The sequence below is a fragment of the Synechococcus sp. R70.1 genome, assembly GCF_047461675.1.
GTDB lineage: Bacteria > Cyanobacteriota > Cyanobacteriia > Thermostichales > Thermostichaceae > Thermostichus.
In genome coordinates this window covers 285,723-310,231 of the sequence record NZ_JANSHR010000026.1, presented here as the reverse complement: position 1 = coordinate 310,231, position 24,509 = coordinate 285,723, and the positions used below count along the sequence as shown (strand labels likewise).

29 protein-coding genes, 2 tRNA genes and 1 other RNA gene are annotated in these 24,509 nt (G+C 60.1%); 9 read left to right on the top strand and 23 right to left on the bottom strand.

The features are described 5' to 3' along the window. Positions 1-26: 26 nt before the first annotated feature. The 4 genes from NW807_RS04505 to NW807_RS04490 all read right to left on the bottom strand — a co-directional run bounded on the left by NW807_RS04505 (position 27) and on the right by NW807_RS04490 (position 4,553). Entirely contained in the window at positions 27-233 is a 207-nt protein-coding gene (locus tag NW807_RS04505; RefSeq protein WP_414425390.1) for a hypothetical protein, read from the bottom strand. 727 nt (positions 234-960) lie between these two features. Beyond that, a complete protein-coding gene (thrB, locus tag NW807_RS04500; protein ID WP_414425389.1) occupies positions 961-1,899 on the bottom strand; it encodes a homoserine kinase in 939 nt (312 codons plus the stop codon). Between the two features lie 60 nt (positions 1,900-1,959). Continuing rightward, positions 1,960-3,171 carry an ABC transporter permease gene (locus NW807_RS04495; protein WP_414425388.1) on the bottom strand — a complete coding sequence of 404 codons (1,212 nt, stop codon included), beginning with the start codon at positions 3,169-3,171 and terminating at the stop codon, positions 1,960-1,962. Beyond that, the gene (locus tag NW807_RS04490; RefSeq protein ID WP_414425387.1) at positions 3,168-4,553 is read right to left on the bottom strand and encodes an efflux RND transporter periplasmic adaptor subunit; all 1,386 of its coding nucleotides are present in this window, start codon (positions 4,551-4,553) and stop codon (positions 3,168-3,170) included. Before NW807_RS04490 ends, NW807_RS04495 begins: the two co-directional genes overlap by 4 nt. 160 nt (positions 4,554-4,713) lie before the next feature. Between NW807_RS04490 and rplS the strand changes: the two genes are divergently transcribed. Further along, positions 4,714-5,097 (top strand): 50S ribosomal protein L19, encoded by a 384-nt coding sequence (rplS, locus tag NW807_RS04485; protein WP_414394941.1) that lies wholly within the window; start codon positions 4,714-4,716, stop codon positions 5,095-5,097. A gap of 46 nt (positions 5,098-5,143) precedes the next feature. Further along, positions 5,144-5,216 (top strand) — tRNA-Trp (locus NW807_RS04480). Between the two features lie 52 nt (positions 5,217-5,268). On the opposite strand, the gene NW807_RS04475 is transcribed toward NW807_RS04480, so the two are convergent. The 12 genes from NW807_RS04475 to NW807_RS04420 all read right to left on the bottom strand — a co-directional run bounded on the left by NW807_RS04475 (position 5,269) and on the right by NW807_RS04420 (position 13,327). After that, a complete protein-coding gene (locus NW807_RS04475; protein WP_414405260.1) occupies positions 5,269-5,682 on the bottom strand; it encodes a hypothetical protein in 414 nt (137 codons plus the stop codon). 45 nt (positions 5,683-5,727) lie between these two features. Further along, positions 5,728-5,825: signal recognition particle sRNA small type (gene ffs / locus NW807_RS04470), an RNA gene on the bottom strand. A gap of 53 nt (positions 5,826-5,878) precedes the next feature. Beyond that, positions 5,879-6,595: a carbon dioxide-concentrating mechanism protein CcmK gene (locus NW807_RS04465; protein ID WP_414394944.1), complete on the bottom strand. Its 717-nt coding sequence runs from the start codon at positions 6,593-6,595 to the stop codon at positions 5,879-5,881. A 32-nt stretch (positions 6,596-6,627) separates the two neighbouring features. Further along, on the bottom strand, positions 6,628-7,299 hold the full coding sequence (locus tag NW807_RS04460) for a hypothetical protein (RefSeq protein ID WP_414425386.1): 672 nt from the start codon (positions 7,297-7,299) through the stop codon (positions 6,628-6,630). Between the two features lie 36 nt (positions 7,300-7,335). Further along, entirely contained in the window at positions 7,336-9,276 is a 1,941-nt protein-coding gene (locus NW807_RS04455; RefSeq protein ID WP_414405258.1) for a ribulose bisphosphate carboxylase small subunit, read from the bottom strand. A gap of 48 nt (positions 9,277-9,324) precedes the next feature. Further along, on the bottom strand, positions 9,325-9,624 hold the full coding sequence (locus tag NW807_RS04450; protein WP_414394949.1) for a EutN/CcmL family microcompartment protein: 300 nt from the start codon (positions 9,622-9,624) through the stop codon (positions 9,325-9,327). After that, on the bottom strand, positions 9,625-9,966 hold the full coding sequence (locus NW807_RS04445) for a carbon dioxide-concentrating mechanism protein CcmK (RefSeq protein WP_414361188.1): 342 nt from the start codon (positions 9,964-9,966) through the stop codon (positions 9,625-9,627). A gap of 40 nt (positions 9,967-10,006) precedes the next feature. Further along, positions 10,007-10,315 carry a carbon dioxide-concentrating mechanism protein CcmK gene (locus tag NW807_RS04440; RefSeq protein WP_414361187.1) on the bottom strand — a complete coding sequence of 103 codons (309 nt, stop codon included), beginning with the start codon at positions 10,313-10,315 and terminating at the stop codon, positions 10,007-10,009. Between the two features lie 526 nt (positions 10,316-10,841). Further along, on the bottom strand, positions 10,842-11,600 hold the full coding sequence (locus tag NW807_RS04435) for an energy-coupling factor ABC transporter ATP-binding protein (protein WP_414412379.1): 759 nt from the start codon (positions 11,598-11,600) through the stop codon (positions 10,842-10,844). 194 nt (positions 11,601-11,794) lie between these two features. Beyond that, positions 11,795-12,616, bottom strand: coding sequence for a cell division protein FtsQ/DivIB (locus tag NW807_RS04430; RefSeq protein ID WP_414425385.1), 822 nt, complete (start codon positions 12,614-12,616; stop codon positions 11,795-11,797). A gap of 31 nt (positions 12,617-12,647) precedes the next feature. Next, positions 12,648-12,866: an NAD(P)H-quinone oxidoreductase subunit O gene (gene ndhO / locus NW807_RS04425; RefSeq protein ID WP_414394954.1), complete on the bottom strand. Its 219-nt coding sequence runs from the start codon at positions 12,864-12,866 to the stop codon at positions 12,648-12,650. Positions 12,867-12,928: 62 nt separating this feature from the next. Next, positions 12,929-13,327, bottom strand: coding sequence for a hypothetical protein (locus tag NW807_RS04420; protein WP_414425384.1), 399 nt, complete (start codon positions 13,325-13,327; stop codon positions 12,929-12,931). A gap of 1,035 nt (positions 13,328-14,362) precedes the next feature. Here NW807_RS04420 and petE point away from each other — a divergent pair. Then, complete coding sequence (gene petE, locus NW807_RS04415) at positions 14,363-14,773, top strand: plastocyanin (RefSeq protein ID WP_414425383.1); 411 nt, start codon at positions 14,363-14,365, stop codon at positions 14,771-14,773. A gap of 184 nt (positions 14,774-14,957) precedes the next feature. After that, positions 14,958-15,185, top strand: coding sequence for a hypothetical protein (locus NW807_RS04410; RefSeq protein WP_414405254.1), 228 nt, complete (start codon positions 14,958-14,960; stop codon positions 15,183-15,185). Between the two features lie 17 nt (positions 15,186-15,202). On the opposite strand, the gene NW807_RS04405 is transcribed toward NW807_RS04410, so the two are convergent. Then, positions 15,203-15,427, bottom strand: a complete 225-nt coding sequence (locus NW807_RS04405; RefSeq protein WP_414405253.1) for a DUF2997 domain-containing protein — start codon at positions 15,425-15,427, stop codon at positions 15,203-15,205. A gap of 34 nt (positions 15,428-15,461) precedes the next feature. Here NW807_RS04405 and NW807_RS04400 point away from each other — a divergent pair, with 34 nt between their 5' ends. Continuing rightward, positions 15,462-16,511 (top strand): potassium channel family protein, encoded by a 1,050-nt coding sequence (locus NW807_RS04400; protein ID WP_414425382.1) that lies wholly within the window; start codon positions 15,462-15,464, stop codon positions 16,509-16,511. 10 nt (positions 16,512-16,521) lie between these two features. On the opposite strand, the gene NW807_RS04395 is transcribed toward NW807_RS04400, so the two are convergent. The 4 genes from NW807_RS04395 to cobJ form a co-directional block, all read right to left on the bottom strand. Beyond that, positions 16,522-17,190, bottom strand: coding sequence for a PHP domain-containing protein (locus NW807_RS04395; RefSeq protein WP_414425381.1), 669 nt, complete (start codon positions 17,188-17,190; stop codon positions 16,522-16,524). Between the two features lie 142 nt (positions 17,191-17,332). Continuing rightward, positions 17,333-18,493 carry a pyridoxal-phosphate-dependent aminotransferase family protein gene (locus NW807_RS04390; RefSeq protein ID WP_414405250.1) on the bottom strand — a complete coding sequence of 387 codons (1,161 nt, stop codon included), beginning with the start codon at positions 18,491-18,493 and terminating at the stop codon, positions 17,333-17,335. Between the two features lie 30 nt (positions 18,494-18,523). Then, positions 18,524-18,595: transfer RNA gene (locus tag NW807_RS04385), tRNA-Cys, on the bottom strand. A gap of 186 nt (positions 18,596-18,781) precedes the next feature. After that, positions 18,782-20,647, bottom strand: a complete 1,866-nt coding sequence (gene cobJ / locus NW807_RS04380; protein ID WP_414425418.1) for a precorrin-3B C(17)-methyltransferase — start codon at positions 20,645-20,647, stop codon at positions 18,782-18,784. 56 nt (positions 20,648-20,703) lie between these two features. Here cobJ and NW807_RS04375 point away from each other — a divergent pair, with 56 nt between their 5' ends. From NW807_RS04375 to NW807_RS04360, 4 genes are read left to right on the top strand one after another with little or no spacing between them, the layout of a single operon-like run. Continuing rightward, entirely contained in the window at positions 20,704-21,345 is a 642-nt protein-coding gene (locus NW807_RS04375) for a hypothetical protein (RefSeq protein ID WP_414425380.1), read from the top strand. 42 nt (positions 21,346-21,387) lie between these two features. After that, the gene (locus NW807_RS04370; RefSeq protein WP_414425379.1) at positions 21,388-21,861 is read left to right on the top strand and encodes an FKBP-type peptidyl-prolyl cis-trans isomerase; all 474 of its coding nucleotides are present in this window, start codon (positions 21,388-21,390) and stop codon (positions 21,859-21,861) included. A 13-nt stretch (positions 21,862-21,874) separates the two neighbouring features. Next, positions 21,875-22,489: a 5-formyltetrahydrofolate cyclo-ligase gene (locus NW807_RS04365; protein WP_414425378.1), complete on the top strand. Its 615-nt coding sequence runs from the start codon at positions 21,875-21,877 to the stop codon at positions 22,487-22,489. A 25-nt stretch (positions 22,490-22,514) separates the two neighbouring features. After that, a complete protein-coding gene (locus tag NW807_RS04360; protein ID WP_414405246.1) occupies positions 22,515-22,973 on the top strand; it encodes an FxLYD domain-containing protein in 459 nt (152 codons plus the stop codon). A gap of 2 nt (positions 22,974-22,975) precedes the next feature. On the opposite strand, the gene NW807_RS04355 is transcribed toward NW807_RS04360, so the two are convergent. Beyond that, entirely contained in the window at positions 22,976-24,250 is a 1,275-nt protein-coding gene (locus NW807_RS04355; RefSeq protein ID WP_414425377.1) for an amidohydrolase family protein, read from the bottom strand. Continuing rightward, positions 24,207-24,467, bottom strand: a complete 261-nt coding sequence (locus NW807_RS04350; RefSeq protein WP_414425376.1) for a glycoside hydrolase 100 family protein — start codon at positions 24,465-24,467, stop codon at positions 24,207-24,209. The genes NW807_RS04355 and NW807_RS04350 overlap by 44 nt, the downstream gene beginning before the upstream one ends. Positions 24,468-24,509: the final 42 nt, after the last annotated feature.

Sequence of the window (24,509 nt, the reverse complement as noted above, 5' to 3'; positions counted from 1 at the left end):
ACAAGAAAAAAGTTTCCTACCTTGCTTTAGTCCACAACAATTTCGCGGATTAGAGGCAGGCGGAGGGTAATGTAACGGTTGAGGACTGAGGTATCGACCGTGCTGAGGGCATATCTTTTCTGACAGGCATTCAGGAGGAGATTGACCAAGTCATCGTCACGCTGATCCAGCCAATCCGGTCTGCCGATCTCGCTGACCAAAGACCAGAATTGACGTATCATCTCAGGAGTCATGGCATCGTCCATCGCCTAGGGTAAGGGCTAAACTGCAAGAGTGAACCAGGCTAGCGATCCCATTCTAACCAGGCTGGCGATCCCATTCTAGGGAAAACAAGCGCTCCCCAGAACCGACATTTCAGCTCCGTCACAACTTAGGATAAGATGTTACGCTTCCCCACAAAGCTCAGCAAACAGCGACTACCTGCTTCAGAAGGCTTCAAGCTAAAACCTCCAGATCGTTAGCTCCAATAGCTACGAAACCATAGCTGGTACAATGACTCCCCTGGCAACTTTTTTTCTCTGTTTTACCTTACTTACCCAATCCTCAGCGCAGCCACCTTCCTTGTTCTGTCAGTCTAGAGCTTCCCCTTGGGGTTTACCCCCATGGATCTTACCTGTAGCCCCGTCTCATCCTCAACTGAATTTGACTCTAAGCCTAGCTCCCCCGGCTTGTTGCTAGAGCAACTGCCTGATGGCTACTAGCTGGCGCCGCTAAAATCTCCTCCTGCCGAGCAAGCTGCTTGCCTCCCTAGCCAACAAAGAGCAAATCTGGAAAATCGGGGCAAACAGAGCGCTTGCCTCTTTAACTCCTCCCTAGCCCAGCATGAAGCGCGACTTACGGACTCCGTCCTGCTGACCCAAGAAGGCCTCCAGCTTGCTCTTGCAAGAAGACAGCTCTGCTGTCCGTCCTACCCTTGCCCGCTCTGCTTGGGCTAGCGGTGTGGGGCACCAGGGACGACGTTTATCTCTCAGATAGCTCCTCATCTCTAGAGTGGGTGATTACTCTTCCCCCCTGCCAATCCAAACTCAGGGGTTTCGCTTCTGCCTCGATACCTAGCTGGGCCCAGGCGCTGACCATGGCCGCTCCTACCCCTTCTCGCTCCTCAGGCGCACAGAACGCCAGGAGGGTAGGCCCAGCCCCGCTGATCACCACTCCGTAGGCTCCTGCAGCCAGGGCTGCCTCCTGGACTGCCTTGAAACCAGGGATCAACTCCATGCGGGCCGGTTGGTGCAGCCGATCCTGCAAAGCCACCCTCAGCCAGTCCACCCGCCCCGACTGCAAGCTGCGGATGAGCAGCCCCAGATGGCTGCTGGAAAAAACGGCATCGGCCAAGCTGACGGACTTGGGCAGGATCTCGCGGGCTGCCTGAGTGGAGAGCTTGAAGTTAGGCACCGCCGCCACAATCCCAATGCGCTCGTGCCACTCCACCGGGCAGAACACCCACTGCCCTTGCTGTCCCTGCACACAGAGCTGACAGCCGCCTTGAAGGGCGGGCACCACGTTGTCGGGGTGACCTTCGAGGACAATGGCTAACTGGAGGAGGGTCTCGGAGGCTAGGTTAAGGGATCCAATGGCATTGGCTCCCAGCAGGCCGCCGACAATAGCAGTGGCAGAACTGCCCAGCCCTCGCGCCAGGGGCACGTTGAGGGTAATCTCAATTTCCACTCCCGGCACAGGCTTGTCCAGCAGCTCGAAGGCCCGGCAGAAGGCGCGATACACCAAGTTGTCCTTGCCCTGGCTGATAGGATCGCTGCCGCGGTAGTGAATGCTGAGTCCAGCAGGGATCTCGCGAAACTGGAAGTGGTTGTAGAGCTGCAGGGCTGCACCCATGCAGTCAAACCCTGGCCCCAGGTTGGCGGTAGTGGCTGGGACAATTACCTCTACTCGCTCTTTGACCAAGGGAAAGCTCCTTAGCGAACAGCGGGCACCTCACACCTACTATCCCACAGACGGTGGATCTCAGGCTCTCAGGGCCTCAATGGGATCCAGTTGCGCCGCTTTGCGGGCGGGGAAAATGCCAAAGACCAGTCCAACCCCCGTCGAGAGGGAAAAAGATATGACCACTGCCACGGGATCGACAGTCGTGGCCAAGGGGGTAAACATTCGCACTGCCACCAGGAGGCTGCTGCTGAGGAGGATCCCGGCCACTCCCCCGCTGACGGCAATCAGGATAGCCTCGGCTGCAAACTGCTGCAAAATTTGCCGACTGTCGGCCCCAATTGCCTTGCGCAAGCCAATCTCAGGGGTGCGTTCTGCCACCGAGATCAACATCACGTTCATGATCCCCACCCCACCCACCAGCAGCGAGAGCGCCGCTGTGCCGCTCAGCAGTACCCGCAGTAGAGTTAAAATCCTGGCTGCCCCATCCAGCAACACTTTCTGGTTGCGGATGACGAAGTCATCTTCTCCTATCAGTTGGTGCCGCTGGCGCAACAGGTTGCGGATCTGGAACTCGGCAGCCGGCAAATCTGCCTCGGAGCGGGCTGAGACAAAGATGGCCGTCAACTCCAGGCCATAGGGAGAGCGCCGTCCAACAAAGCGGTTGGCCACCACGTCTACCGGCAGAAACAGGCGGGCATCGTTGTTGCCAAACACTGTTGGCTTGGGGCGCAAAATGCCGACTACCTCAAAGGGCAAGTTGTTGAGCAGCAGCGTCTCTCCAATAGCGGCGGCGGGATCCAAGCCGAACAGCTCGCGGGCGGCCTCACTGCCCAGCACTACCACCGGGCGCTGCTCCTCAATGTCCGCTGGCAAGAGGAAGCGGCCCTCCTCGACCTCTAAATTCAGCACCGACAAATACTCCGGCCAGGTGCCTATGACCTCATAGCGGCGATCCACCCCGCCCCGCACAGCCCGCACATTGACCGCCAGGCTGGGGACAGCTGCCGATACCGCAGGCACTTCCGCAGCAATCGCCCGCAGGTCGTCGAGGGTAAGAGGACGGACGTTGCTGGCATCCGCTAGGCCAAAGCTGGAAGAGAAGACAATCAGCAAATTGGTGCCCAAAGCCCGAAACTGATCCACGGCCAGCTCCTGGGCAGCATGGCCAAAGCCAGCAATGGCTACCACTGCCGCGTTGCCGATGAGGATCCCCAGCATGCTCAAGCCTGTGCGCAAGCGGTGCCGTCGCACCATTTGCCAGGCCATTTTGGCTGCAACCAGAAAGCTCATGGGTGCGGCCTAACTCTCCCACTTCGGCTAGGACGGCGCTCTTGTGGAAGCAAACTCTGCAGGGTTACTCCTGGCGGCAGCGCCGTAAAGACCCGATCCCCCGCCTGCAGGCCGGAGAGGATCTGGGTGATCCCTCCCTGGGTGAGGCCCGTTTCTACTGGCCGATAGACAGGCCGCTGGGTTTGCGGATCCAACAGGATTACCCCCTCTTGGCCCCCCTCCCGCAGGATGGCCACCGAGGGCACCGTGAGGGCTTGGGGTTGCTGCTCCCCGAGAAAATCCACCGAGACGTTCATGCCAATGCGCAGAAAGTCTGCCTCCTGCTCCGGCTCGATCGCGACCCGAAAGACGGTGACCTCCCGCACCACCACCGTGGCAGGGGCAATCCGCTTCACCCGTCCCCGTACCACTCGATCCGGATAGGCCAGGGATCGGATCTCCACCGGCTGTCCCACCCGCACCTGGGCAATCTGCGCCTCCGGCACCTCCGCTCGCACCTCGATCCCCTGGGCCAACGCCAGGATGGAGCTAGAGGAAGCAGCAGTAGCGTCGGAAGCTGCGGTTGTGGGAGTTACAAAGGATCCCACCTCGGCAAAGCGCTGCACCACCACACCGGAAAAGGGCGCCCGGATCTCGGCCTCAGCTAGGCGAGATTGCCGCTGGGCTAGCTCGGCTTGGGCCTGGGCAATCTGGGCTTGGATCTGCTGCAGCGTTTCTGGGCGGCTACCTAACCGCAATCGCTCCAACTCTTGTTGGGCAGCTTGCAAGTCCGCTTGCGCTTGTTCCAAGCGAGCTAGGCGTTGATCCAGCTCGCTGCGGGCTACAGCCCCCTCCTGCACCAGCGCCTGAATCCGTTCCAGCTCCTTTTGGGCCAAACTCACCTGCGCCTGCGCCGCATCCACCCTGGCCTGGGCTGCTGCGATGACCTGGGGTCGCTCGCCGGCTTGCAATTCCGCCAGGCGGGCCTGTAGCTCTTGGATGCGGGCTTGGGCTTGGCGAATGCCGCTAGTTAGATCGCCGTAGTCCATCCGGGCTAGCACCTGCCCTGCCACCACCTCATCTCCCTGATCCACCAATAGCTCCGCCAAACGGCCCGCCTCCCGAGGACCAACATTCACCTGGCGAATGGGCTGCACCTGGCCGCTTACCCGCAGCCGTTGGACTAGATCCACTACCTCGACGGGCACCGTCAACCTTTGTAGGCGCTGTACCCTCTGCTGCTGGAGGTACCGCTGAACCAAGATACCACCCCCTCCCAAGCTAGCCAGCAGCAGACCCAAGAGAATCCAGCCAGTAGGCCACCCTTTCCTAGGGGGTTCGGGCTGGAGCAGGGGTTGGTCTGCAGATTTGGCAGGGGGCAGGGATCCCGTCTGGGGCTTCACGGCGTCTCCCGCCTCTCACAAGAGCCTACAATCTAGCCTATCTAGCAAAGAGAGGGGCGCCAACGCAGTCTTGAGCTCCGGGGTCGTCCGGCCCTTCGAGACCTGTACAAAAAGCAGGGGGATTGCTACGATAGTTAGCCGCTGAGAGCGCGGGAAAGCCATGAACGCTCGCATCAACCCCGAGGCCATCCTCCGCCTTGTGGAGGCGGAATACCTGAAGCCGGACCTACCTGAGATCCACGTTGGGGATCAGGTGCGGGTGGGGGTACGCATTCAAGAAGGTGGCAAAGAGCGAGTGCAAACTTTTGAAGGCACGGTCATTGCCATGCGCCATGCGGGTCTCAACCGCACCATCACCGTGCGCAAGGTTTTCCAGGGCATTGGCGTGGAGCGCGTCTTCCCAGTTCACTCGCCGCGCATCGAGTCCATTCAGGTGCTACGGCGGGGCAAAGTGCGCCGCGCCAAGCTCTTCTACCTGAGGAAGCGAGTAGGCAAAGCCACGCGCATCAAAGCCAAGGAAGATCTCCAGGAGGAGGCCCTTTAAAGCTACAGGGAAACTTGCTAGGCTAGATAGAAAGCTAGTCTCTAGTGCGTCCTTAGTTCAGCTGGTAGAACGTCGGTCTCCAAAACCGGATGTCGGGGGTTCGAGTCCTCCAGGACGCGTTACTTAGAGCTCAAGCTGGCCTTTGCAGTGCAACCTGTATACTCTGCCAAGCTAGGCTTTACCGGCCTCTTTCTTGATCCGCTCCAATTCTGCCTGCAGCTCAGCAATCCGCTGGCGCAGTCGAGCTGCCTCTGACAGCTCAATGGCAGTGCTCCCTTCTGCCTCTGCCTCGCCCATATCTTCAATGGTGATTCTGCGGGGGCCACCGGCAGCCTTTCCCTCTTCCTTGCGGCTGACAGTGGCGGCAATAGCGTCCATGTAGGCTCGCGCCTCCTCGGCTCTCATTGCCCCCAGCTCTACCAATTCATCTACTAGAACCTGTACCTGCTTGCGCAGCTCCAGCAGGCGGTCTCTGGCATTCCCAGCCACCTTGGGGACGTTGTCGGCAACTAGCGCCGCCAGACCCATGCCGAAGTAAAAGGCTTTTTGAGCCAAGTTGGCAAGGGGATTGTCTTTTTCAGCCATAGGGTGTGCCCTGCTAGTGCCCGTGGAACCCAGCTGCGGGAAAAGGGCGACCTGGGTTGACGCGCCTGCTCAGAGCATCCCGTAGTGCTGCTATCTTCCGATCCTGACACGGTTTGGGCGTCCGAGCCGCACGGACCCAGGTCTTCCAGTAGCCTAGCATTTTTTTTCCTGCTTGGCTTGCTGTCTAGCGGTGAGCCTAGGGAGTGCCTGGGGGCTCCAAATAGACTGGGATCCGCTCTCCCGCCCTCTCGCTGCGCTGTACCTCTTCTTTCTGAGCTTGAGGGATCGCCACGGGCAAGGTAACCGGCTGAGCAACAAAACAACTGGCCACCGGCAGGGCCTGCTCCAGTTCGTCGAGGGGGCGTGGGATCACGGCCACGGCGTTTAGCTCGCCGATGCGCTCTGCCTCGTACATGCCCGCATCGATGGCAATGGCCACGTTGGAGACCGTGCCGCGAATGATGACCGTACACAAGCCGTCGCCAATGGTCTCGTAGGCGGCTAGCTGCACATCGGCTGTTTTCAGCATTGTGTCAGCAGCCCCCACCATGGCGGGGAAGCCGCGGGTCTCCAGCAGGCCCACGGCTAGGTTGCTGAGGCGGCTGTAGCCCCGACTTTGGGCCAGCTGAGACAGCTTGCTGCTAATAGGCAGCACCACCTCTAGGTTGGGCAGGGGCCTTGGGATCACCAGACTGGAGATCTCCTCCTGGTTAAACTGGCGAGCCACTTCAATCCCCTCTTCGATGGCAATGCGCACATCGGCGATGTTCCCCCGCACAATTGCCGTGCAGTAGCCGCCGGAGATCTTCTCAAAGCCAATGAGAGTCACGCCGGCCGACTTGGTCATGGCGTCGGCAACGCGGACAATGACGGGGAAGCTGCGCGTCTGAATAAGGCCCAGAGAGGTGGACATGGCACTCTACTTCCTCGATGCCAGGGTAGCTCTCAGAACCGCCCATCCCGCGAGGAGAGAACCTGACGGTGAGGGTAGATCTTGCCCAACAGCCGCTCCAGCTCGGCACGGCCTGGGATCCCGTTGAGCCTGCCTGCCCCCCTCTGTTCTTGCGCTGGCTCCGCCGCTGCTTGCTCCTGAGGGGTTACCTCTGCCTCAGAAGAAGGAGGAGGGGCCTCGGACACCCCTTGGACAGGGGCTGCGGGCAACTCTTGCACCCTCTCTGTCTCTTCTGGCTCTGTCTGGGTTACTCCAGTCGTCTCTTGCTCGCTTCGCCAGGTGGGATCCCCAAGTAGCGAGCCGGGAGGAATGACTGCCTGGCGGAGTATTGAACAGTTGAGCAGCGTGGCTTCCGAGCCAATGCAGGCATTTTCGCTGATGGTGCCTTGCCCAATCACCAGCACCCCCCTTCCCAAAGTAGCCCCCGCCTCCACAACCAGGGATCCCCCACAGGCGTGCAGGATAGAGCCCGCGCCAATACAGACGCCCCGCCCGATGTGGATACGGCAGCCGGGATTGGCGCGCAGCAGCACCCCTGGGCCGATGCTTGCCTCCTCCTCTATGTCTACCTCACCACTGACAACGTAGTGGGCTTTACCGCTCTGCGCAAGCCAGGCTTGGGACCTGAGGGAGGTGGGCAGAGTGGAAGCCAAGGTGCTTCTCATCGCTAGAGGGCTGGCTGGAAACCAACCCGGAACTCCTCAAGGGGTTTGGATAATCTGCTCCAGCACCCGCCGCTTAGATTTGGGGTCAATGCCCAGCAGGCGCACGTACTCGCCGCGATGTTCCTCTAGGCAGGCCTCCAAGGCTGCTACCACTTGGTCCAATTGCGTGGCTTCAATGGGGCTACAGCTTTGCCAAGAGGAGGTGCGAAAGCGGCGCTTGTCAGCGTGTTCAGTGCCGATGCGGTAGCCCTGGCTAAGTAGTTGCTGGACTTGCGACACCACCTCGCTACTAAGTCGCCTAGGGGTGGAGGGAGGGGAAACTGCAGCCACCGGCGCTCCTTGAGCTGCTGGCGCAGAAGTGGGCGGCTTGCCACTGGGGGTCTGGATGAGGCGCTCATAGACCCGCTTTTTCCCTTTGGGATCGATCCCCAGCAGGCGCACGTAGTGGCCCTGGTGCTCTGCCAGCGCCGCCCTCAGCTCGGCCAACACCTCTGGCCCACGGCTAGCGCGAAGGACCGGCCCGCTCTGCCAAGAGGAAGTTTTGAAGCGGCGCTCGTCGGCATATTCGTAGCCGATGCGGTAGCCCTGGGCCAGTAACCGGTGCACCTCTTCCTGCAGCTCCAAATCCGGGCTGCTGCTGTCCCCTGCCCCAGAAGCAGAAGTCGTGCTTGTCGCCGCGCCCGCCTCCGCCGGACTGCTGCCCACCTGACCTTTGGGGGTCTGAATCACCTTCTCTAGCACCCGCCGCTTGGCTTTGGGATCGATCCCCAACAGGCGCACGTACTCTCCCGCGTGCTCGGCTAGGGCTGCCCGCACAGCCGTTAGGATCTCCTGGACCGAGCCGCTGAAAGTACCCAAGGTCTGCCACGAAGAAGTGCGGTAGCGGCGAGCATCGGCCACTTCCAGGCCAACGCGGTACCCTTGGGCCACCAGGCTTTGGATCTCCTCCTCCAGACGCCATTCCCCCCTGCTGGAGCCTGGCATAGCCACCGAAAGGCGGCCAGAGGATCCCGAGGGGGTTGCGGGACCTTCTGGGGTTTGGATAATCTGCTCCAGCACCCGCCGCTTGGCTTTGGGATCGATCCCCAACAGGCGCACATACTCCCCGCGGTGGGCCGCTAGAAGAGCTTCCAGCGATTGCACCACCTCGGCCTCGTGGGTGCCGAGGATTGGGCCTTCGCTCTGCCAAGAGGAGACGCGGAAGCGGCGGGGATCAGCGTATTCCAGGCCCACCCGGTAGCCTTGGGCCAAGAGGGCGCGCACCTGCTCCACCACCTCTGGACTTAGAAGGGATCCGCTGCCGTTGTGCCCATTGGCAAGAGAGGAGGAAGAACCAGAAGCACGGGCTTGCATCAGCTCGTTGCGAATAGGAGCAATACAGACGAGGTTCTCGCTGCAGTGGTAGCCCTCCAGCAGGGCTTGGTTAATGCCGATAACGTGCTGAGCAAACTTGGCATCGCTATCTTGGACATCCGGCAGCCGGTCGGCCTCAGCTTGGTTGGTGATGATGGAGCCGGAGCGCACATATTTGCCCGGCGGGATCTCCACATCCTGGATGAGGCAGTGCAACATGATGATGCAGCCATCTCCCACCCGCGCATTGAACACGGTGGAGCGGAAGCCGATGAAGCAGTTGTTGCCTATATAGGCTGGCCCGTGGATCAAGGCCATGTGGGCAATGGAGGTGTTCTTGCCAATCCACACCGAGTAGGGCTGGCCATCTTCCCCAATGACCCGCCCTTGCTCCAGGCCGTGGATCACCACCCCATCCTGGATATTGGAGCCGTCGCCAATGTAGAAGGGGGATCCTTCATCGGCGCGGATGGAAGTTCCAGGGGCGATGAGCACCTGAGCGCCGACGCGCACATCCCCGATGAGATTGGAAAAGGAGTGGACGTAAGCAGAGGGATGAATGGTAGGCTCCGCCAAGCGACGTGACCAGGGCGTTGGCGGCGCAGCGTAGGTTTGAGCAGGCATAACCGTGAGCCTCTAGACCCAATCAAAGAGGAAAGGGAAGGATCCCAGCTAGCGTTGCTCGCGCTTGTTGTAGACGGAGCGACCGTCAATGCTAACGGTGTCAATAATGGCCATCACCACGGCATCCAGAGGGCGGGTTTCGTTTCCCCGCGGTTGGCGAGCCGCGCTACCTTGGCTGACCAGCACCCATTCCTCGGCGCCGGCTCCCACTGGGTCAGCAGCCACAGCATAGTCCGGCTGCGGCCGGCCTTCGAGATCGACATACTGCACCACCAGGAACTTCACGCCCGTCAGGCTGGGATCCTTCTGGGTGCTGGTGACGGTACCCCGTACAATCGCAATACGCATCTAGGGACGCGTGAAGGGACGAATGGCATTGACCCCTTCGCGGAACTGGGCCACATCCTCGGTGTAGCGAATGGGCAACACGTACTCCAGGTTTTCGTGGGGACGAGCAATGATGTGCCAGGAGAGCAGCTGGCCGCCGTTGACCCGCTTCACGGCTTCGATGCCGGCAGCTACCGAGGCCTGCACCTCAGAGACATCGCCCCGCACGATCACGGTGACGCGCCCACTGCTAATTTTCTCGTAGCCCACCAAGGTGACGCGCGCTGCCTTCACCATGGCGTCGGCCGCTTCCACTACCGCTGGGAAACCCAGCGTTTCAATCATTCCAACTGCGATGGCCATAGGGACTCCTTACGCTGAGATGGGTTAACCAGCTTCCGGGCTAGGTGCGAAACTGCTCCACCGCTTCGGTGTAGCGAATGGGCAGCACGTACTCCAGGTTTTCATGCGGCCGAGCAATGATGTGGTGGGAGAGAACCTCGCCACCGCTTACCCGCTTGGCAGATTCCAAACCGGCAGCTACTGAGGCCTGCACCTCGGAGACGTCACCCCGCACGATCACAGTGACGCGCCCGCTGCCAATTTTTTCGTAGCCCACCAGCGTGACACGCGCCGCCTTCACCATGGCGTCGGCTGCTTCTACTACTGCTGGAAACCCCCGCGTTTCAATCATTCCAACCGCAATAGGCATATCAACTCTCCACCCCTTTGAACGCCTAGTTCCTAAGCACCGTGAAGTTCAACCTAGCAGCCACTGTCTTGCCGATTGGCTTGCTGCTAGGATCTGGCTACTTCGTTGACCTCAAGTGAAGATCCTTCTGTCTCTGCCTCACCTGGTGATCCCTTCAGGAAAACCAACCCTGACTGACCTAGACGCTTCCTCCCCCCTTTTTGCCCAAGAAAGACCTGCTTAGCAACAGACCTCAGACTAGGTTGGGACGAGCCACTAGGAGTCATCGGGATTTCAAGGGAGCCATCGCGCAGGAAGGCAAAGCTGTCAACTCTGAGCTCAACCTATCCCTTGCTGAAATCATACAGAGAATTCGGCTGAGATAGCTCAGAGCGAGGATCCCCAACCTAAGCAGAATGATATCCCCAATCACCCCGAATAAAAATCAATATTCTTAATTGGAGTGATAGCTTTTATTAAGAAAGCACGACTGTTGTTAACTGTTAACAAACAGTTCTTGACACTCCTTCTCCTCAGAGTCACCAGCTTAGCCACTCTTTCCCTGACAGCGCAGCGAAGGGGGCACCTCCAGACTATGCGCTTCCAAGAGGTCGGCTTGGCTTAGCAGCTGCCTGGGGGATCCCTGAGCCCAGACGCGGCCTTGATCCAAAAGGATCACCCAATCGCACACCTCAAGGATCAGCTCCAGATCGTGGGAGGCCAGCAGAAAGGTGTGGCCTACTTGCTGGAAAAAGGCGATTAGCTGCCGTCGCGCCCGCAGATCCAGGTTAGCGGTCGGCTCGTCGTAGAGCACCAACTGGGGCTGCATCGCCAGGATCCCAGCGATGGCAATCAGACGCTTTTCGCCACTGGAGAGGCGGTGGGGTGGGCGATTGGCTAGATGCAGGGTGCCAGTCCTCTGCAGGGCTGACTGTACGGCGGCGATAATCTCCGCTTCAGGCCAACCGAGATTGCGCGGTCCAAAGGCCACATCCTCCGCCACAGAGGCGGCAAACAGTTGGTCATCGGGATCCTGAAACACTAGCCCCACCTCAGGCCGAAATTGGCCAGGTTGCAGCGGCTCCCCAAACAACGTAATCTGCCCAGCGCGGAGGGGCAAGAGACCCGCAAGAGCAAGGAACAGGGTAGTTTTGCCGGCACCATTGGGGCCGATAACCCCCACCCGCTGGCCAACTTCAACTCTGAGATCCACCCCTTGCAGAACCAGTGGGCAACCAGGGTAGGCGACCCACAACTGGCTAACCTCCACCGCTGGCCTTGTCTTCATCAGAAAAAAACGCGGCACGGCAGCCCCAGGATCTAGCCGCCCTCCAACGTAAGACGACTACACTACTATGCAGCAAACTCTGACCCTGGTCTGCAAGCTAGCCCCCCAGCGCAGGCAGCCAAGGCCAAAGTAAAAGGCCTAGGGTTAGCTTGCTAGGGACAAAGCTACCTTCACGCCCGCGGGATGGAGTTGGCTTTAGCCAAGGGAATAGTCTAGCGTTGCTCCAGATCCTTCTGGCGCCTCTGCATGGCGGCGGGGGTAAGCTGCAAGGTGGGCACGCTGGGGCTGCTTAGATCAATCTGGAGAATTTCCTCGGGCGTACACTCGCAGTAGCGGCCCAGATCCCGCATTTGGTTGAGGATTTGAATTTGCAAGGGCAGGCGGTCAGAAAGCGGCCCCAGATAAGCATTGCCCAGCTCAGTGTGTAGGGTAATCCCTCCGCCGGCGTGCCAATCCACTGCCCTGATTGGAACTTCAGACAGGTGCAGGGCTTCGAGCAGTGGCGCCCATTGCTCGGGTGGGTGGCTCTCCCAGCTCAGCACCTCCAACTCGGGCAAGGACTCAAGGAAACGGTAGGGATCCGGGGGCAGCCAGTTGCCCTCTCGATCCACCCAACCCGTTTGGTCGCCTCGGCGAGCACGGGCAATTAGCTGCCGTTCCTGCACCTGGACAACAACTCCCACTGGCAGCAACCGCCGCCGCACCTGGACGCTCTGGAAAGGGGAAGTCGGGGATCCCAGCAAGGCTTTTTCCAACGCTGCTGGCTGCACCTGCCAGATGTTTATCGGATAGGTCAGAGGCAATTGCCCCCGGATCCAGTCGGGATCCACCCAGTGGTTACCGCTGACCTGAATTTGCTCTGGTCGACGAATTTGCCAGTAGGGCCGCTGCAGGCTTTGCACCAGCAGTAGCAGGAGAGCTGTGGAACTGGCCAAGCGCCAGGATCCCTGCCAAAAACGGCGACGCCGCTCTTGGCGCAGAAGTTGCCGCCGTCGCAAAAGTTGCTCGCGGCTGGGCGGAGCAAGAGATACCACTGCCTCCCTCTTTCTTCCGGCAGGGAGCAACCTAACCGGCAATTTCCTCGACCTGATCAACCCGCAGCCAGATCGGAGGGGTGGGAACAGCTCCAAACTTAATCTGGATGTAGTCTCCCTTAATCTCCACCACTTCTCCAGCCGTGTCAAAGACGTAGTTGGGGATCATGGGATCACTGGCTTGGGCTTCCAAGCTGCCCTGCAGCTTCTCACGGATGGCTCTTACCAGGGTGCCTCGCTTGATTGCCATTGCCTTTCCCTTCGGTGCTGATTGATGGGTTGAATCTGGGCGCTAGTTCACTCGCGGCTAGCCTACTTTTTCCGTAAGCTGCGAGCCATCTCGCGGAACCTATCTAGGTCAGATCCTCCTCCGCGGCGTGAGGCCACTCCGCTGCCACTGTTGGAGGTGGGGGAGCCCTGTTCGGCAACAGGTTCAGGAGCTTTGCTTTTTTCTTCAGTCAACTTAACCTTGCTCAAGGAAGACACCTCCTCCACCACCTCTATCTTGCCGCCAGAGCCAAAGTCTTTGAAGGTGTGCTTCACAGTTCTAGGAGTGCGCATGTATTCGATGTTGCCAAGGGTCTTGGCCTCATCCGGGTCGAGAAAGAAGGTGTTGTCTTTCTTTTTGGCCGGCTGGGAAACCGTTTCTGATAAGCTCTGGGAAGCTGCTCGACCACGAGAGCCGAAAAAGCGCCTGAAGATGCCTACCATTGTCTTTTTGCCTGCGGTGCAAGGAAAGAGGAGCCAATCTCTAGAGGCTGGGTCAGTTAGCCACGGTTACGAAGGTAACGCCTGGCCCACCTCTGAAACCATGTTAAGCTAGCTTAGGCCAGTGCGCCTCCTACCTGCAGCAAGGATTGCTTACTCAAGCGCTCAAGCTGGGAGGACCTTCCCAGGAAAGGGCCTTTAACCCAACGGCCCCTTGAGGACAGCCAGCCCACTCTAGAGCCCTAGGGATCTCAGCGGCTGGTCCGTATGCTGCCAAAAAAACCGTTTTGGCTTTCTTCTAGAGATAGGCCTTAACTCTCGAAATCAGTTAAACAGCATTCGATCCAACTCAATCTGACAAAAGCTATCACTATTCAGTCCGTTGTTGAGGAAGTCCTACGAATCCGCCAATTTACCTCAAATAGCCTGCTGTGCAAGCGGCACTTTAGCATTGCTTTCCTGAACGAGGTTAGGCTTCGGGAAATTGCCCACCTCTGGCCCTAAAAACCTACAATACCAGTCTAGGTATAGGTGGTGGGTATCTGGGGGAGGCGGCGGATCCCTCTCAAGCCAAAGAGCTGCTACAAAGCCGCTGGGAAGAACCTTCACCTCTGCACCTAGTAGTGCATCTCCAGCTTGGGGACTCTGCCCAAGCTTAGGGCAGTGCTAATGGGGCAGGTCCAGATTTTGCCAGAAGCCTCTTGGAAGCTGGCCGTGAACGCAGGGGCAACCTGAGAGAAGAAGCACGGCCGCCCTACACGCGACATACTCCCGGCACTGATCCTGTAGGTAGGTGCAGCGTGGGCTTCTCGCTTTAACGGGGAGCTTTCGCAAGAGCCGTCAGCGAGCAGACCCGGGATGTCCCCCCGCGTAGTTTAACTGATTCTGGTTCTGGCAAAAAAGATGCTTTCCATGCTTAAAGATGCCTAAAGTTGGGTTAAGATAGAGCTGTCACTCCTCCTGCATGACCAGGCACAGCTTGGAAAGCGGTGGCCAAGCAGCAGAAGAGTAGGTGCTGTTACGTTTTGAGAGAGATCCATGTTGTTTGTTTTTAACCTGGCAAAGCGTCTACAGCTTGTTCTCCTCACCCTTGTGCTCGGGATGGCTGCAGGGGCGTTTTTGTCCAACCCTGCTGCTGCTGAAACCTACACGGTCAAAATGGGCTCCGATAAGGCCCAGCTCATTTACGATCCCCCTGTCCTCACCATCCAGCAAGGGGATACTGTTCGGTGGGTCAACAACAAGGTCTATCCCCACAACGTTGTTTTCGACAAAGTACCCGGTGGCGATGCGGCCCTGGCAGCCAAGCTCTCCCACAAGGCCCTGCTCACTGCTCCCAGCCAAGTGGTCGAGACGGCCTTTGTCGATGTCCCGCCGGGCGAGTACACCTACTACTGCACGCCCCATCGGGGAGCCGGAATGGTTGGCAAGATCATTGTCAAGGGGTAAATCGAACTGTAGGCTAGCAACCCCGACTTCGGCTTGCTGGGGCGGAGCCCTACCCGTAGTAGCATAGAAAAAAAGCTAGCCCTCTCAAAGATGAGGGGGCTTTTTTGCGAAGAGAAGTCTAGCCAGCTTGCTCTTGGGCTGGACAGGCCCTAGCCCCTAACTGTAGTCTCCAGACGGGTTCCCCATGACCACCCCTGTCAAAAGCTACCTGCTCCTAGCGGTTTCCTGCGTCAGCGCCATTGCCGCTGTGGGCTCAATCTTCGAGTTGGCTTCTGGTGAGCCGGACTTTGGCGTTGGCCCCACTAGCATCATCTTGATCGTGGCCGCTCCCCTAGCCGTTTGGCTGTTCCAAGGAGCAGTTGAGGCGGCGCGGGCTGCCAACGCCGGCAAGAGGGGCAAGAAGAGAAAATGAGCAGGTAGAGGTGGGACTCAGCAGGTTTGTTGCAAAGAAACCCGTGATTCTATCTCAGTTTCTGCCGGCTGATGAAACTCAGGCAGCAGCTCTCGTTTTTGCACCGTTCCAAGGGCTGCTTCCAGCTCCGCAGTCGCTAGCGTACAACTGGAGCCGTTACCGTTTAGCACGGTCTCCGTTACCTGCCCATTTTTGTCGATCCGATACTCGATCTTGACGTACTCGGGCATCTGCCTGCTCAACAACCCTTTTCCTCCTCCCCATTGTATTGGCTCCATGGCCTCGGTGCGTCCCCCCTTGCAAGCTGCCAAAAGAGATCCCGGCATCCGCCGCGATCTGAGATTGGGTGTGGGGGCGCTGCTGGGCGTGGTCCTCATCGGCACTCTCTGGTACCACGGGGTGGAGCAGTGGCCGTGGGTGGAAGCCTTTTACATGAGCGTCATCACCCTAACCACTGTAGGCTTTATGGAGGTGAGGCCGCTTGGGGATCGGGGACGCTTGTTCACAGCGGCCTTGATCCTGATGGGGGTCTTGAGCATCGGGTTTATGGTGAATCGCTTTACGGAGGCCCTCATCCAAGGGCATTTTCAGGAAGGGATCCGGCGGCGGAAGTGGAAGAGACAAATGGAAGCGCTGAACAACCACTACATCGTTTGCGGTTTTGGGCGTATTGGGCGGCAGGTGGCCCAAGAGTTGCAGGCAGAGGGGGTGCCGTTTTTGGTGATCGATCAATCTGCCGAAGCTATTCAGGTGGCGCAAGAGCTGGGATACATCGCTCTCCAGGGAGACAGCACCCTCGATGACACCTTGCTGGCGGCGCGGGTGCAGCGGGCCGAGGGGCTGATCGCCGCACTCTCCACCGATGCCGAGAACCTCTATGTGGTGCTGTCGGCCCGCACCCTGAACCCTCGCATCCGCACCGTTGCCCGCGCCAACACGGAAGAGGCTTTGCAAAAGCTGCAGCGGGCAGGTGTCACCCACGCTATTTCCCCCTTCATTACGGGCGGAAAGCGGATGGCAGCAGCTGCCTTGCGCCCCCGCGTGGTGGACTTTGTGGATGGGATCCTGTCCGGTCGGGATCGTACCTTTTACCTAGAGGAGTACGAGCTGGTGGCTCAAGAATGCCCCTATGTTGGCCAAACCTTGGGGGCAGCCAATTTGCGAGCCCGATCTGGCGCTTTGGTGGTGGCGATTCGGCGAGCCGATGGCCAGCTTATTGGCGGACCCACCAGCGACACCTTGCTGCAGCCAGGGGATCTGCTGCTGTGTATGGGCACGGCCGAGCAGTTGCGCCGCCTGGGCCAGTTGCTCTATCCCCGCCCCTAGGTGGAGCCGGCTAAATGCGCCTGAGGATGCTGGAACCGTGGGAATCGGTGCCACAGGTTTTCAAGAGTCCGTAGGTCTGGGCCAACTCCTCCCCAATCGCCGTCTCTTCTGGGCTGGGAGTCCAAGGTTCCGGATTTTTGTAAGCGTAGTAGACTTCGAGACCGTCAATTCCTAGAGCTGCTGCTGCCGGGACGAGGACTTCTGCAGGCAGCCAGTAGCGAAAGGGATGGGCCAATACCGCCAACCCTCCTGCTGCTTGAATGGCCCCAATGGCCTCAGCAGCACCTAGGCCGGGCACTTGCTCGCCTTGGATGTAAGGCTCCAAAACAGGGTCAGCAGGATCAAACCCGTAGCCAAGAATATGCACCTCGCAGCCCAGCAAGTTGGCTGTAATCTCGATCCCCGGCCACAGGATGGGATCATCGGGGCGATCCAGGTGGGCGCGGGCCTGTTGGTAGCCCTTCAGGGTGTGGTGATCGGTGATGGCCAGCCCCTGGAGGCCATGCCGGCGCGCCTGCTCCGCCAGTTCCACCGGATCCATTTGCCCATCCGAACAGCGGGTGTGCAGGTGAAAGTTGTACTGCCAGGGACAAGAAAGGGGGCCGATCCCTTGCAGCACTCGCCGCAACTCTGCTGCCGAAGCAGTTTGACAGGGATCCCGTTGCAAACTAATCAGCATGACAGCCCTTGAGTCTCAACCAGGCATCTCTCCAGAGAAGTAAACTTTGGAGTTTTATCTTTTGTTAAGCAGGTTCACCCATTCTAGCCAGGGCAAGGGAGGGTCGCTAGGTGTCAAGAGCTACAGAATGGGCCAGGGATCCCTAGGGGTTGGCCAAGATCTCTTCGGCCGCTTTGAGAGCTGCTCCAGGAGAGAAGTCGCTGTAGCCCAGGGTGTGCAGGGTCGATTCCAGAGCAGCCAGGGTTGTGAGAATGTCGCGCTCGCTCACGAAGCCCAGGTGGCCGATGCGGAAGATCTTGCCCTTGAGGTGATCTTGGCCAGCAGCAAGGGCAATGTCGAAGTGTTTCTTCAGGGTGCTGCGGAGGGTGTCGGCGTTGATCCCTTCCGGAGCCAGCACGGCTGTTACCGAGGGGCTGGCTGCTGACTCGGGGTTGACCAAAAGCTTCAGCCCCAGGGCCTTGACACCGGCGCGGGTGGCCTGGGCCAAGCGGGCATGGCGGCGGTAGATGGCCTCCAATCCTTCGGCCCGCATTAGGCGCAGGGTAACCTGTAGGGCGTAAAACAGGTTCACTGCCGGCGTAAAGGGAGTGGTGCCTTGGCGCAGGGCTTTTTGGGCAAGCTTAAAGCTCCAGTAGTACTTGGGAAAGCGAGAGCGCTCGGCAGCAGCCATGGCCCGCGGGCTAACAGCTACAAACCCCAGCCCTGGCGGGATCATGTAGCCCTTCTGTGATCCAGAGGCCACCACATCCAAGCCCCACTCGTCCATGGGCACCGGCATGGCTCCCAAACTGGTGACGGCATCCACAATTACCAAGGCTTCCCCATGCTCGCGGGCGGCAGCCGCAATGGCCTGCACATCGTTGGCCACGCCGCTAGAGGTTTCTGAATGGGTGAGGATGACCGCCTTGATGGTCTTCTCCCGGTCAGCAGCCAGCTTCTCCTGGAAGACTTCGACGGGATAGGGCACGCCCCAGGGGGTTTCTATCCGCTCGCACTGCAGGCCAAATTGCTCCGACATCTCGGCCCAGCGCTCGCCAAACTTGCCGTTGACCCCTACCAAGACGCGATCCCCAGGGCTGAGGGTGTTGAGGATCCCGGCTTCCATCGCCCCGGTACCGCTGGAGGCAAAGACAAACACATCGGAAGTAGTCTGGTGCAGCCAGCGCAGCCCATCCGTCACCTCTTCCAAAATGGCGGTGAACTCTTTGCTGCGGTGCTCGATGGGCCCCCGCGCCATGGCCAGCAGCGCACTCTCGGGAACGGGAGTGGGGCCCGGGATCATCAACATTAACTTGTCTTTCATGCGTGTCCCGCTGGGGATGTCAGCTTCAAGAGGTGGCGGCCAGATTCGAACTGGCGCATAGAGGTTTTGCAGACCTCTGCCTTACCACTTGGCTACGCCACCCTACTGCTCATAGATTATCGTAATCCGAAAAGGGGATCCCTCTTCCACTTGCCGTCGTCAATGGTAGCAGCTCTCGGTTCGGCCATACTTATTTTCGCCGGCAACTGCCCGAAAACGTTGCCAAACCGAAAGGCGGCTCAAGCTTCCCCGACGGCTGCAGTTGAATCCTCGGCATCTCAGGGTGTTTTAAGTCTTACCCAAGGGGTAGCCGCGGGGGGTGATTAGCCACCTGCCGTAGCGAAAGGTCTGCGAGTTGCCGATCAAGACCAGGGTGAACATATCCACCGCCTCGGGATCTACCTCCCCCAGCGTGGTGAGGTGGAGGGTCTCGCCGGGGCGGTAGAGGTTGCGGGCCACTGCCACCGGGGTATGGGCAGAGCGGGCTCGGCGAAAGATCTGCAGCGCCTTGAGAAAGGGATCCAAGCGCTGCCGCGAGCGAGGGTTATACAGAGCTACCACAAAGTCGGTCTGGGCAGCCGCCTGCAGGCGTTGCTCGATGGCCGGCCAGGGAGTGAGCCGATCCGAGAGGGAGATGGCGCAAAAGTCCTGCATCAGGGGTGCCCCTAGCCGGGCAGCAGCAGCCTGAAGCGCAGAGATCCCCGGCAGCACCTCCAGAGAGGGGCGGATCCCATCCCAACCAGCACGGGCCAGGCACTCCAGCACCAGACCGGCCATGCCGTAGATCCCCGCATCTCCCGAAGAGATCACCGCCACCTGCAGCCCCTGCTGGGCCAGGGCAATGGCTCGCTGCGCTCGCTGCACCTCCTGCGTGATGGGAAAGGCTTCGCAAATCTGGCCGGGGCGCAGGAGGGGCGCCACCAAGTCCAGGTAGAGCTGGTAGCCGATTACCGCGTCGGCTTGGGCCAAAGCCAGCCGGGCAGCCAGCGTCAATTGGGCGGGATCCCCAGGGCCGGTGCCAATCAGCCACAGGTGGCCGGCGCGAGGCGAATACTCTCGGGCAGCGCGAGCAATGGCTAGGGTACAAGCTCCCTCGCTTTCGGAGGCAAAGACCTGCTTGGGGCAGAGGAGAGTAGCTCTCGCTGGGGCTGGATCGCTATCCCCTGAGCAGCGCTGGGCCGCCAAAAGGGCAGCCGCCTCCGCTACCGAAGGGGTGCCCACCGCCTGTTGCACCGCCTCCGAAGGGTGGGGAACCGGGATCCCCGCCAGGGCCTCGGCCGAGAAAAACTGAATGGGCCAGCCGTAGGCTTGGGCCAGCTCCACAAGTCCCGCCTCATCCCGTTTCAGCTCTAGGGTCGCCAAGCCGGCAATGGCCTCGAAAGCCAGCCCCTGGCTCTGCAACAGGCGCCGCAGGGATCCCTCCAGCCAGGCGCGGCTAGTGCCCCGCTCGCAGCCCACCCCCAACCACAGCACCCGCGGATGCCAGTGAACGGTGGGGATCTTGTCCAAAGAAGTTGAATACTCGCTGATCCGGATCTGGGCCACCGCCTGGCTAGGAGCAGTGCTCAAGAGAGGGTGATCTGCCGGCCAAGCCCGCCGCCAGAGCTGCGTGCCACAGGTTTGCTCAACGGCCACTGGCTCTCCTCGCGCCAAAGCAGCAGCCACCTCGTTCCAATCGCCAGCGCCCCGCCGCCAACCGTAGGGATCCCCCAACAAATCCACAGGCGGGATCCCCAGCCCCTCCGAGGCGGAGGTGAGGACGGGCTCGGCTCCCAAAGCAGCCGCCACCCGCCGCGCTAAGGCATCAGCTCCCCCCACATGTCCGCCACAGAGGCTGACGGCCCAGCGGCCAGCTTCGTCCACTACCACCACCGCCGGATCCCGGTATTTGTCCTGCAAGAGGGGAGCAATGAGCCGCACCACTGACCCAACGGGCAAGACAAAGATACAGCCCTGCACCTGCGGCCAGCTCTGGGCCACTGCTGCCGCTAGGGATCCGGGTAGGGGATCCCCGTAAGCTTGCCAGGGCGGAGGCAGGGGCTCTCCTTGGGAGTTGGCCTTGCTCCAGCAGATCCACTCCTCCGGCAGCAGCGACAGCAAAGGCTGGGCCAACTGGCGACCGCGGGGAGTAGGGGCAAACAGGGCAAGCTTCATCACCTGGGAGGGGAGAGTCCTATACTGGACTATAGAGTCACCCACGGACAGTGCCGATGTTGGGCCCCCTTGGACTGCTGCTGCCCCTCATTCCGCTGGAGGCTTTGCTTTCCACAAAGGGGCTAATGTTCTTACTGCTTTCAGCCTATGGCGGGGCGATGTGGACATTTTTGAGCGGCGCACCGCGGGTCTACACCATCATCGTGCCCGATCTGGAGCAGGCAAGGGGGTTCTACGAGAAGGTGTTGAAGCTGCCGGAGGCGGAGCTGCCGCTGCAGTACTACTACGGCTATGAGCAAAGCGTCGTCAGCTCTAGCCTGGGCTCCGTCTACTTCCCGGGGGATCTTGGCCTTGGCTCCCGCCTTGACGCCAAGGGCCAGTCTGCCTCGAAAACCCTCGATACCTCTGGCCTTTGGTACCAGCTCTCTGACGCAGTGCAGCTGCACGTGATCCCTGGCTCTACGGATCCCTATGCGGCTACATCCTCCAGGCCTTTGTCAACCTACGGGACAACGGCAGGCCGCAGCGGCAGCGCTCGCTATCGCCACGCCAGCTATGAGCGGGAGGCCCTCAAGGCCCTCCTGAGGCGGATTAACAAACAAGGGATCCGCAACAGTGTCCGCTCCGAGAAGCCCTTGGTTTTCTGGGTGCGGGATCCGCAAGGCCAAATCATCGAATTTGCCGAGCTGAGGAGCTGAGGCAATCCTGGTACCATAACAGCAACAGCTAAGGAAACGCCGATGAAAGCAACGCAACGGGTGCTGCTGGTGGGCTTGGCCTTGCTTTGCCTGTGGGCAGGGGTTGGACTGCCAGCAACAGCTCTGTCCCGAGCCAAGGACAATCCGGTAGTTACCGCCCTATCCCAAGCTAAGGATTTCGTCACCACCGAGTCGGGCTTGCAGTACTACGACATTGTGGAAGGGACAGGGCCTTCCCCGCAGCCAGGGCAAAAGGTGGTGGTGAACTACGTGGGCAAACTTCAGGATGGTACGGTCTTCGATAGCTCCTACAGGCGCAATCAACCCTTTACCTTTACCTACGGGGCAGGGCAGGTGATCCCTGGCTGGGAAGAAGGTCTGGCCACGATGCGCGTGGGGGGTAAGCGGTACTTGCGCATCCCGCCGGAGTTGGCCTACGGCAGCCGCGGCGCTGGCGGCGTGATCCCTCCCAACGCCACCCTGGACTTTGAGGTGGAGTTGCTGGCCATCCAGTAATCTCGTTGGGCCTGTGCAGCAACTTTCTCTCCCTCAGCTTCCTGCCGCTACAGCAGATCCTGCCTCAGCAAAGGCCTATCTGCGCCAGCACTTTCGCCAGCTACGGCAGGGGTTGGATCGAGCTCTTATCAGCCAAAAGATCGTGGCTCATTTGGCCTCTTGTCCCCAAATCCTGGCCGCCAAAGCCATCCTGGCTTATGTGGCTTTCGGCTCAGAGGTGGATCTGGGATCCCTATTTGTCCTTTTTCCAGAGAAGCAGTGGGGGATCCCTCGCTGCTTGCCCCAGCGGCAGTTGCGCTGGCACCGCTACAATCTGGCTGAGCTAGTCCCCAACCGCTGGGGTTTGCTGGAACCCTCCCCCACCAGCCCCGTTGTCGACCCGGGCGAGGCGGATTTAATCCTCGTGCCTGCCCTGGCCTGCGATCGCTGGGGGAGGCGCTTAGGCTACGGAGGAGGATACTATGACTGGTTTCTGGCCTCCCTACCAAATCCCACCGTGCCCAAGTGGGGCATTGTCCCGCAGGCCTGTCTGCTGGAGCAGCCCCTCCCCTGCGATCCCTGGGATCAGCGCCTGGACGGGATCCAAACCGAAGAGGGGTTTTACCCAGCAAGGAATCCCCTAGACTAAGGGGGTAGGCCTTGGAGGAGAGAGCATGAGCCAAGTTTGGGAGCACAGGCAGCGTCTAGCCCAAAGGTTCTCTTCCCTTGCTTGGAGTCTGGCTTGGGTGGTCTTGGCGGCGCTCCTAGCGGGTTTTGGGAAGATCCCGCTGCAACTTAAGGATCTCCACGTCACCTCCTGCCCCGATACCCCTGAATACACCAACCTGGTAACCAGCAACGGCAACCCCATACCGGCCAGGTGCCTGTTTATCGAGGGCACAGTTGTCAACCGCTCCAAGAATACCGTGCTGAATGCCGACGTCTTTGGTCGCCTCTATGATGCCAACGGCAACGAAGTTCTGCCGGAGCGCACCCGCCTGGGGGCAATTGCCGAAGTTCCTCCTGGGGAAAGCCCCTTCTCCATTCGCATCTCCGTGCCCGTGACCAGCCCCCTGCCCTTGACCCTGGAGCAATTTAAGGCCAGCGGCTTCAGCGGCACCGTGCGCCGTTAGCCTTAAAGCTGACGGGTAAACTCCACCTGGGCTGGGCGCCCTGGAAGATGGAGCTGGGCAACCACCGGCGGGGTTTGGGCAATGAGGCGGCCCCGGCGGAAAACATACAGACAGGGTGGCTTGAGGCGAATGGCTTCGACGGCATCGGCAGCTTGGAGCACCACCAAATCGGCGCGGCAGCCGGGCTGGAGCCCGTAGCCCTCCAGGCCCAGCAGGCGGGCTGGGTTTTCGGTTACCGCTAGGAAGCACTGCCGCATCTGCTCATAGCCTGTCATCTGGGCAGCGTGGACGGCCATGTGGGCCACTTCCAGCATGTTGCCGCTGCCCAAAGGGTACCAGGGATCCATCACACAGTCCTGGCCAAAAGCCACCGTCAGCCCGGCGGCCATCAGCTCCGGCACTCGCGTCAGCCCCCGCCGCTTGGGGTAGGTGTCCTGGCGGCCCTGCAGCACCAGGTTGACCAGCGGGTTGGCGACCACTCCCAGCTCTGCCTCGGCCATTAGGGGGATTAGCTTGCTCACGTAGGCGTTGTCCATCGAGTGCATCGAGGTGAGGTGGGAGGCCGTCACTCGACCCTGCAGGCCCAGCCGCAGCGTCTCATAGGCCAAGGTCTCGACGTGGCGGGAGAGGGGGTCGTCTGTTTCGTCGCAGTGCAGATCCACCCGGAGGCCCCGCGCGGCTGCAATCTCGCACAGAGCCCGCACTGAAGCAGCTCCTTCGGCCATCGTCCGCTCGAAGTGGGGGATCCCACCCACCACCTCCACCCCCAAATCCAGAGCCTTCTCCAAAAGCTGCACCGCCCCCGGCGAGCGGTAGTAGCCATCTTGGGGAAAGGCCACCAGTTGCAAATCCAGGTAGGGGGACACTTTTTGCTTGACCTCCAGCAAGGCCCGCACCGCCAACAAGTTGGGATCGCACACGTCCACATGGGCGCGGATGGCTAGGATCCCGCGCGCCACTGCCCAGTCGCAGTAGGTTAGAGCCCGCTCGATGACCGCCTCCGGAGTTAGCAGTGGCTTCAACTCTCCCCAGAGGGCGATCCCTTCCAGCAAGGTGCCCGATTGGTTGACACGCGGGATCCCGTAGGTGAGGGCAGCATCCAGGTGAAAGTGGGCATCCACAAAGGGGGGCGACACCAAGCGGCCGCTCACATCGATCTCCTGGGGAGCAGTAGCCTGCAGATTTGCCTCCAGGGCAACGATGCGCTCCCCCTCGATGCCGATGTCGATTCCCTTACGGCCATCTGGCAAATTGGCCCGGCGCAAAATCCAATCCATCCACCTCTTCCAAACCCGGCTTGACCATTTTCTCGCCAGCGGTAGCTACCTCAATGGCAAGCTCGATACAGGGATTCCAGCTTGGGCAGGTAAGGCAGGAGTCCAGGAAGCGGCGCACGATGTCTGACCGCCCATGCAGCAACAAGAAGGCCATCACCGGCACGTTGTTGCGGATAAACACCTCGTGATGGTTGAGGTCGGGGCTGGATCCCACCACCTTCAGTTAGCCGTCTACATAGGCACGAGCCTTCTGGGGGAT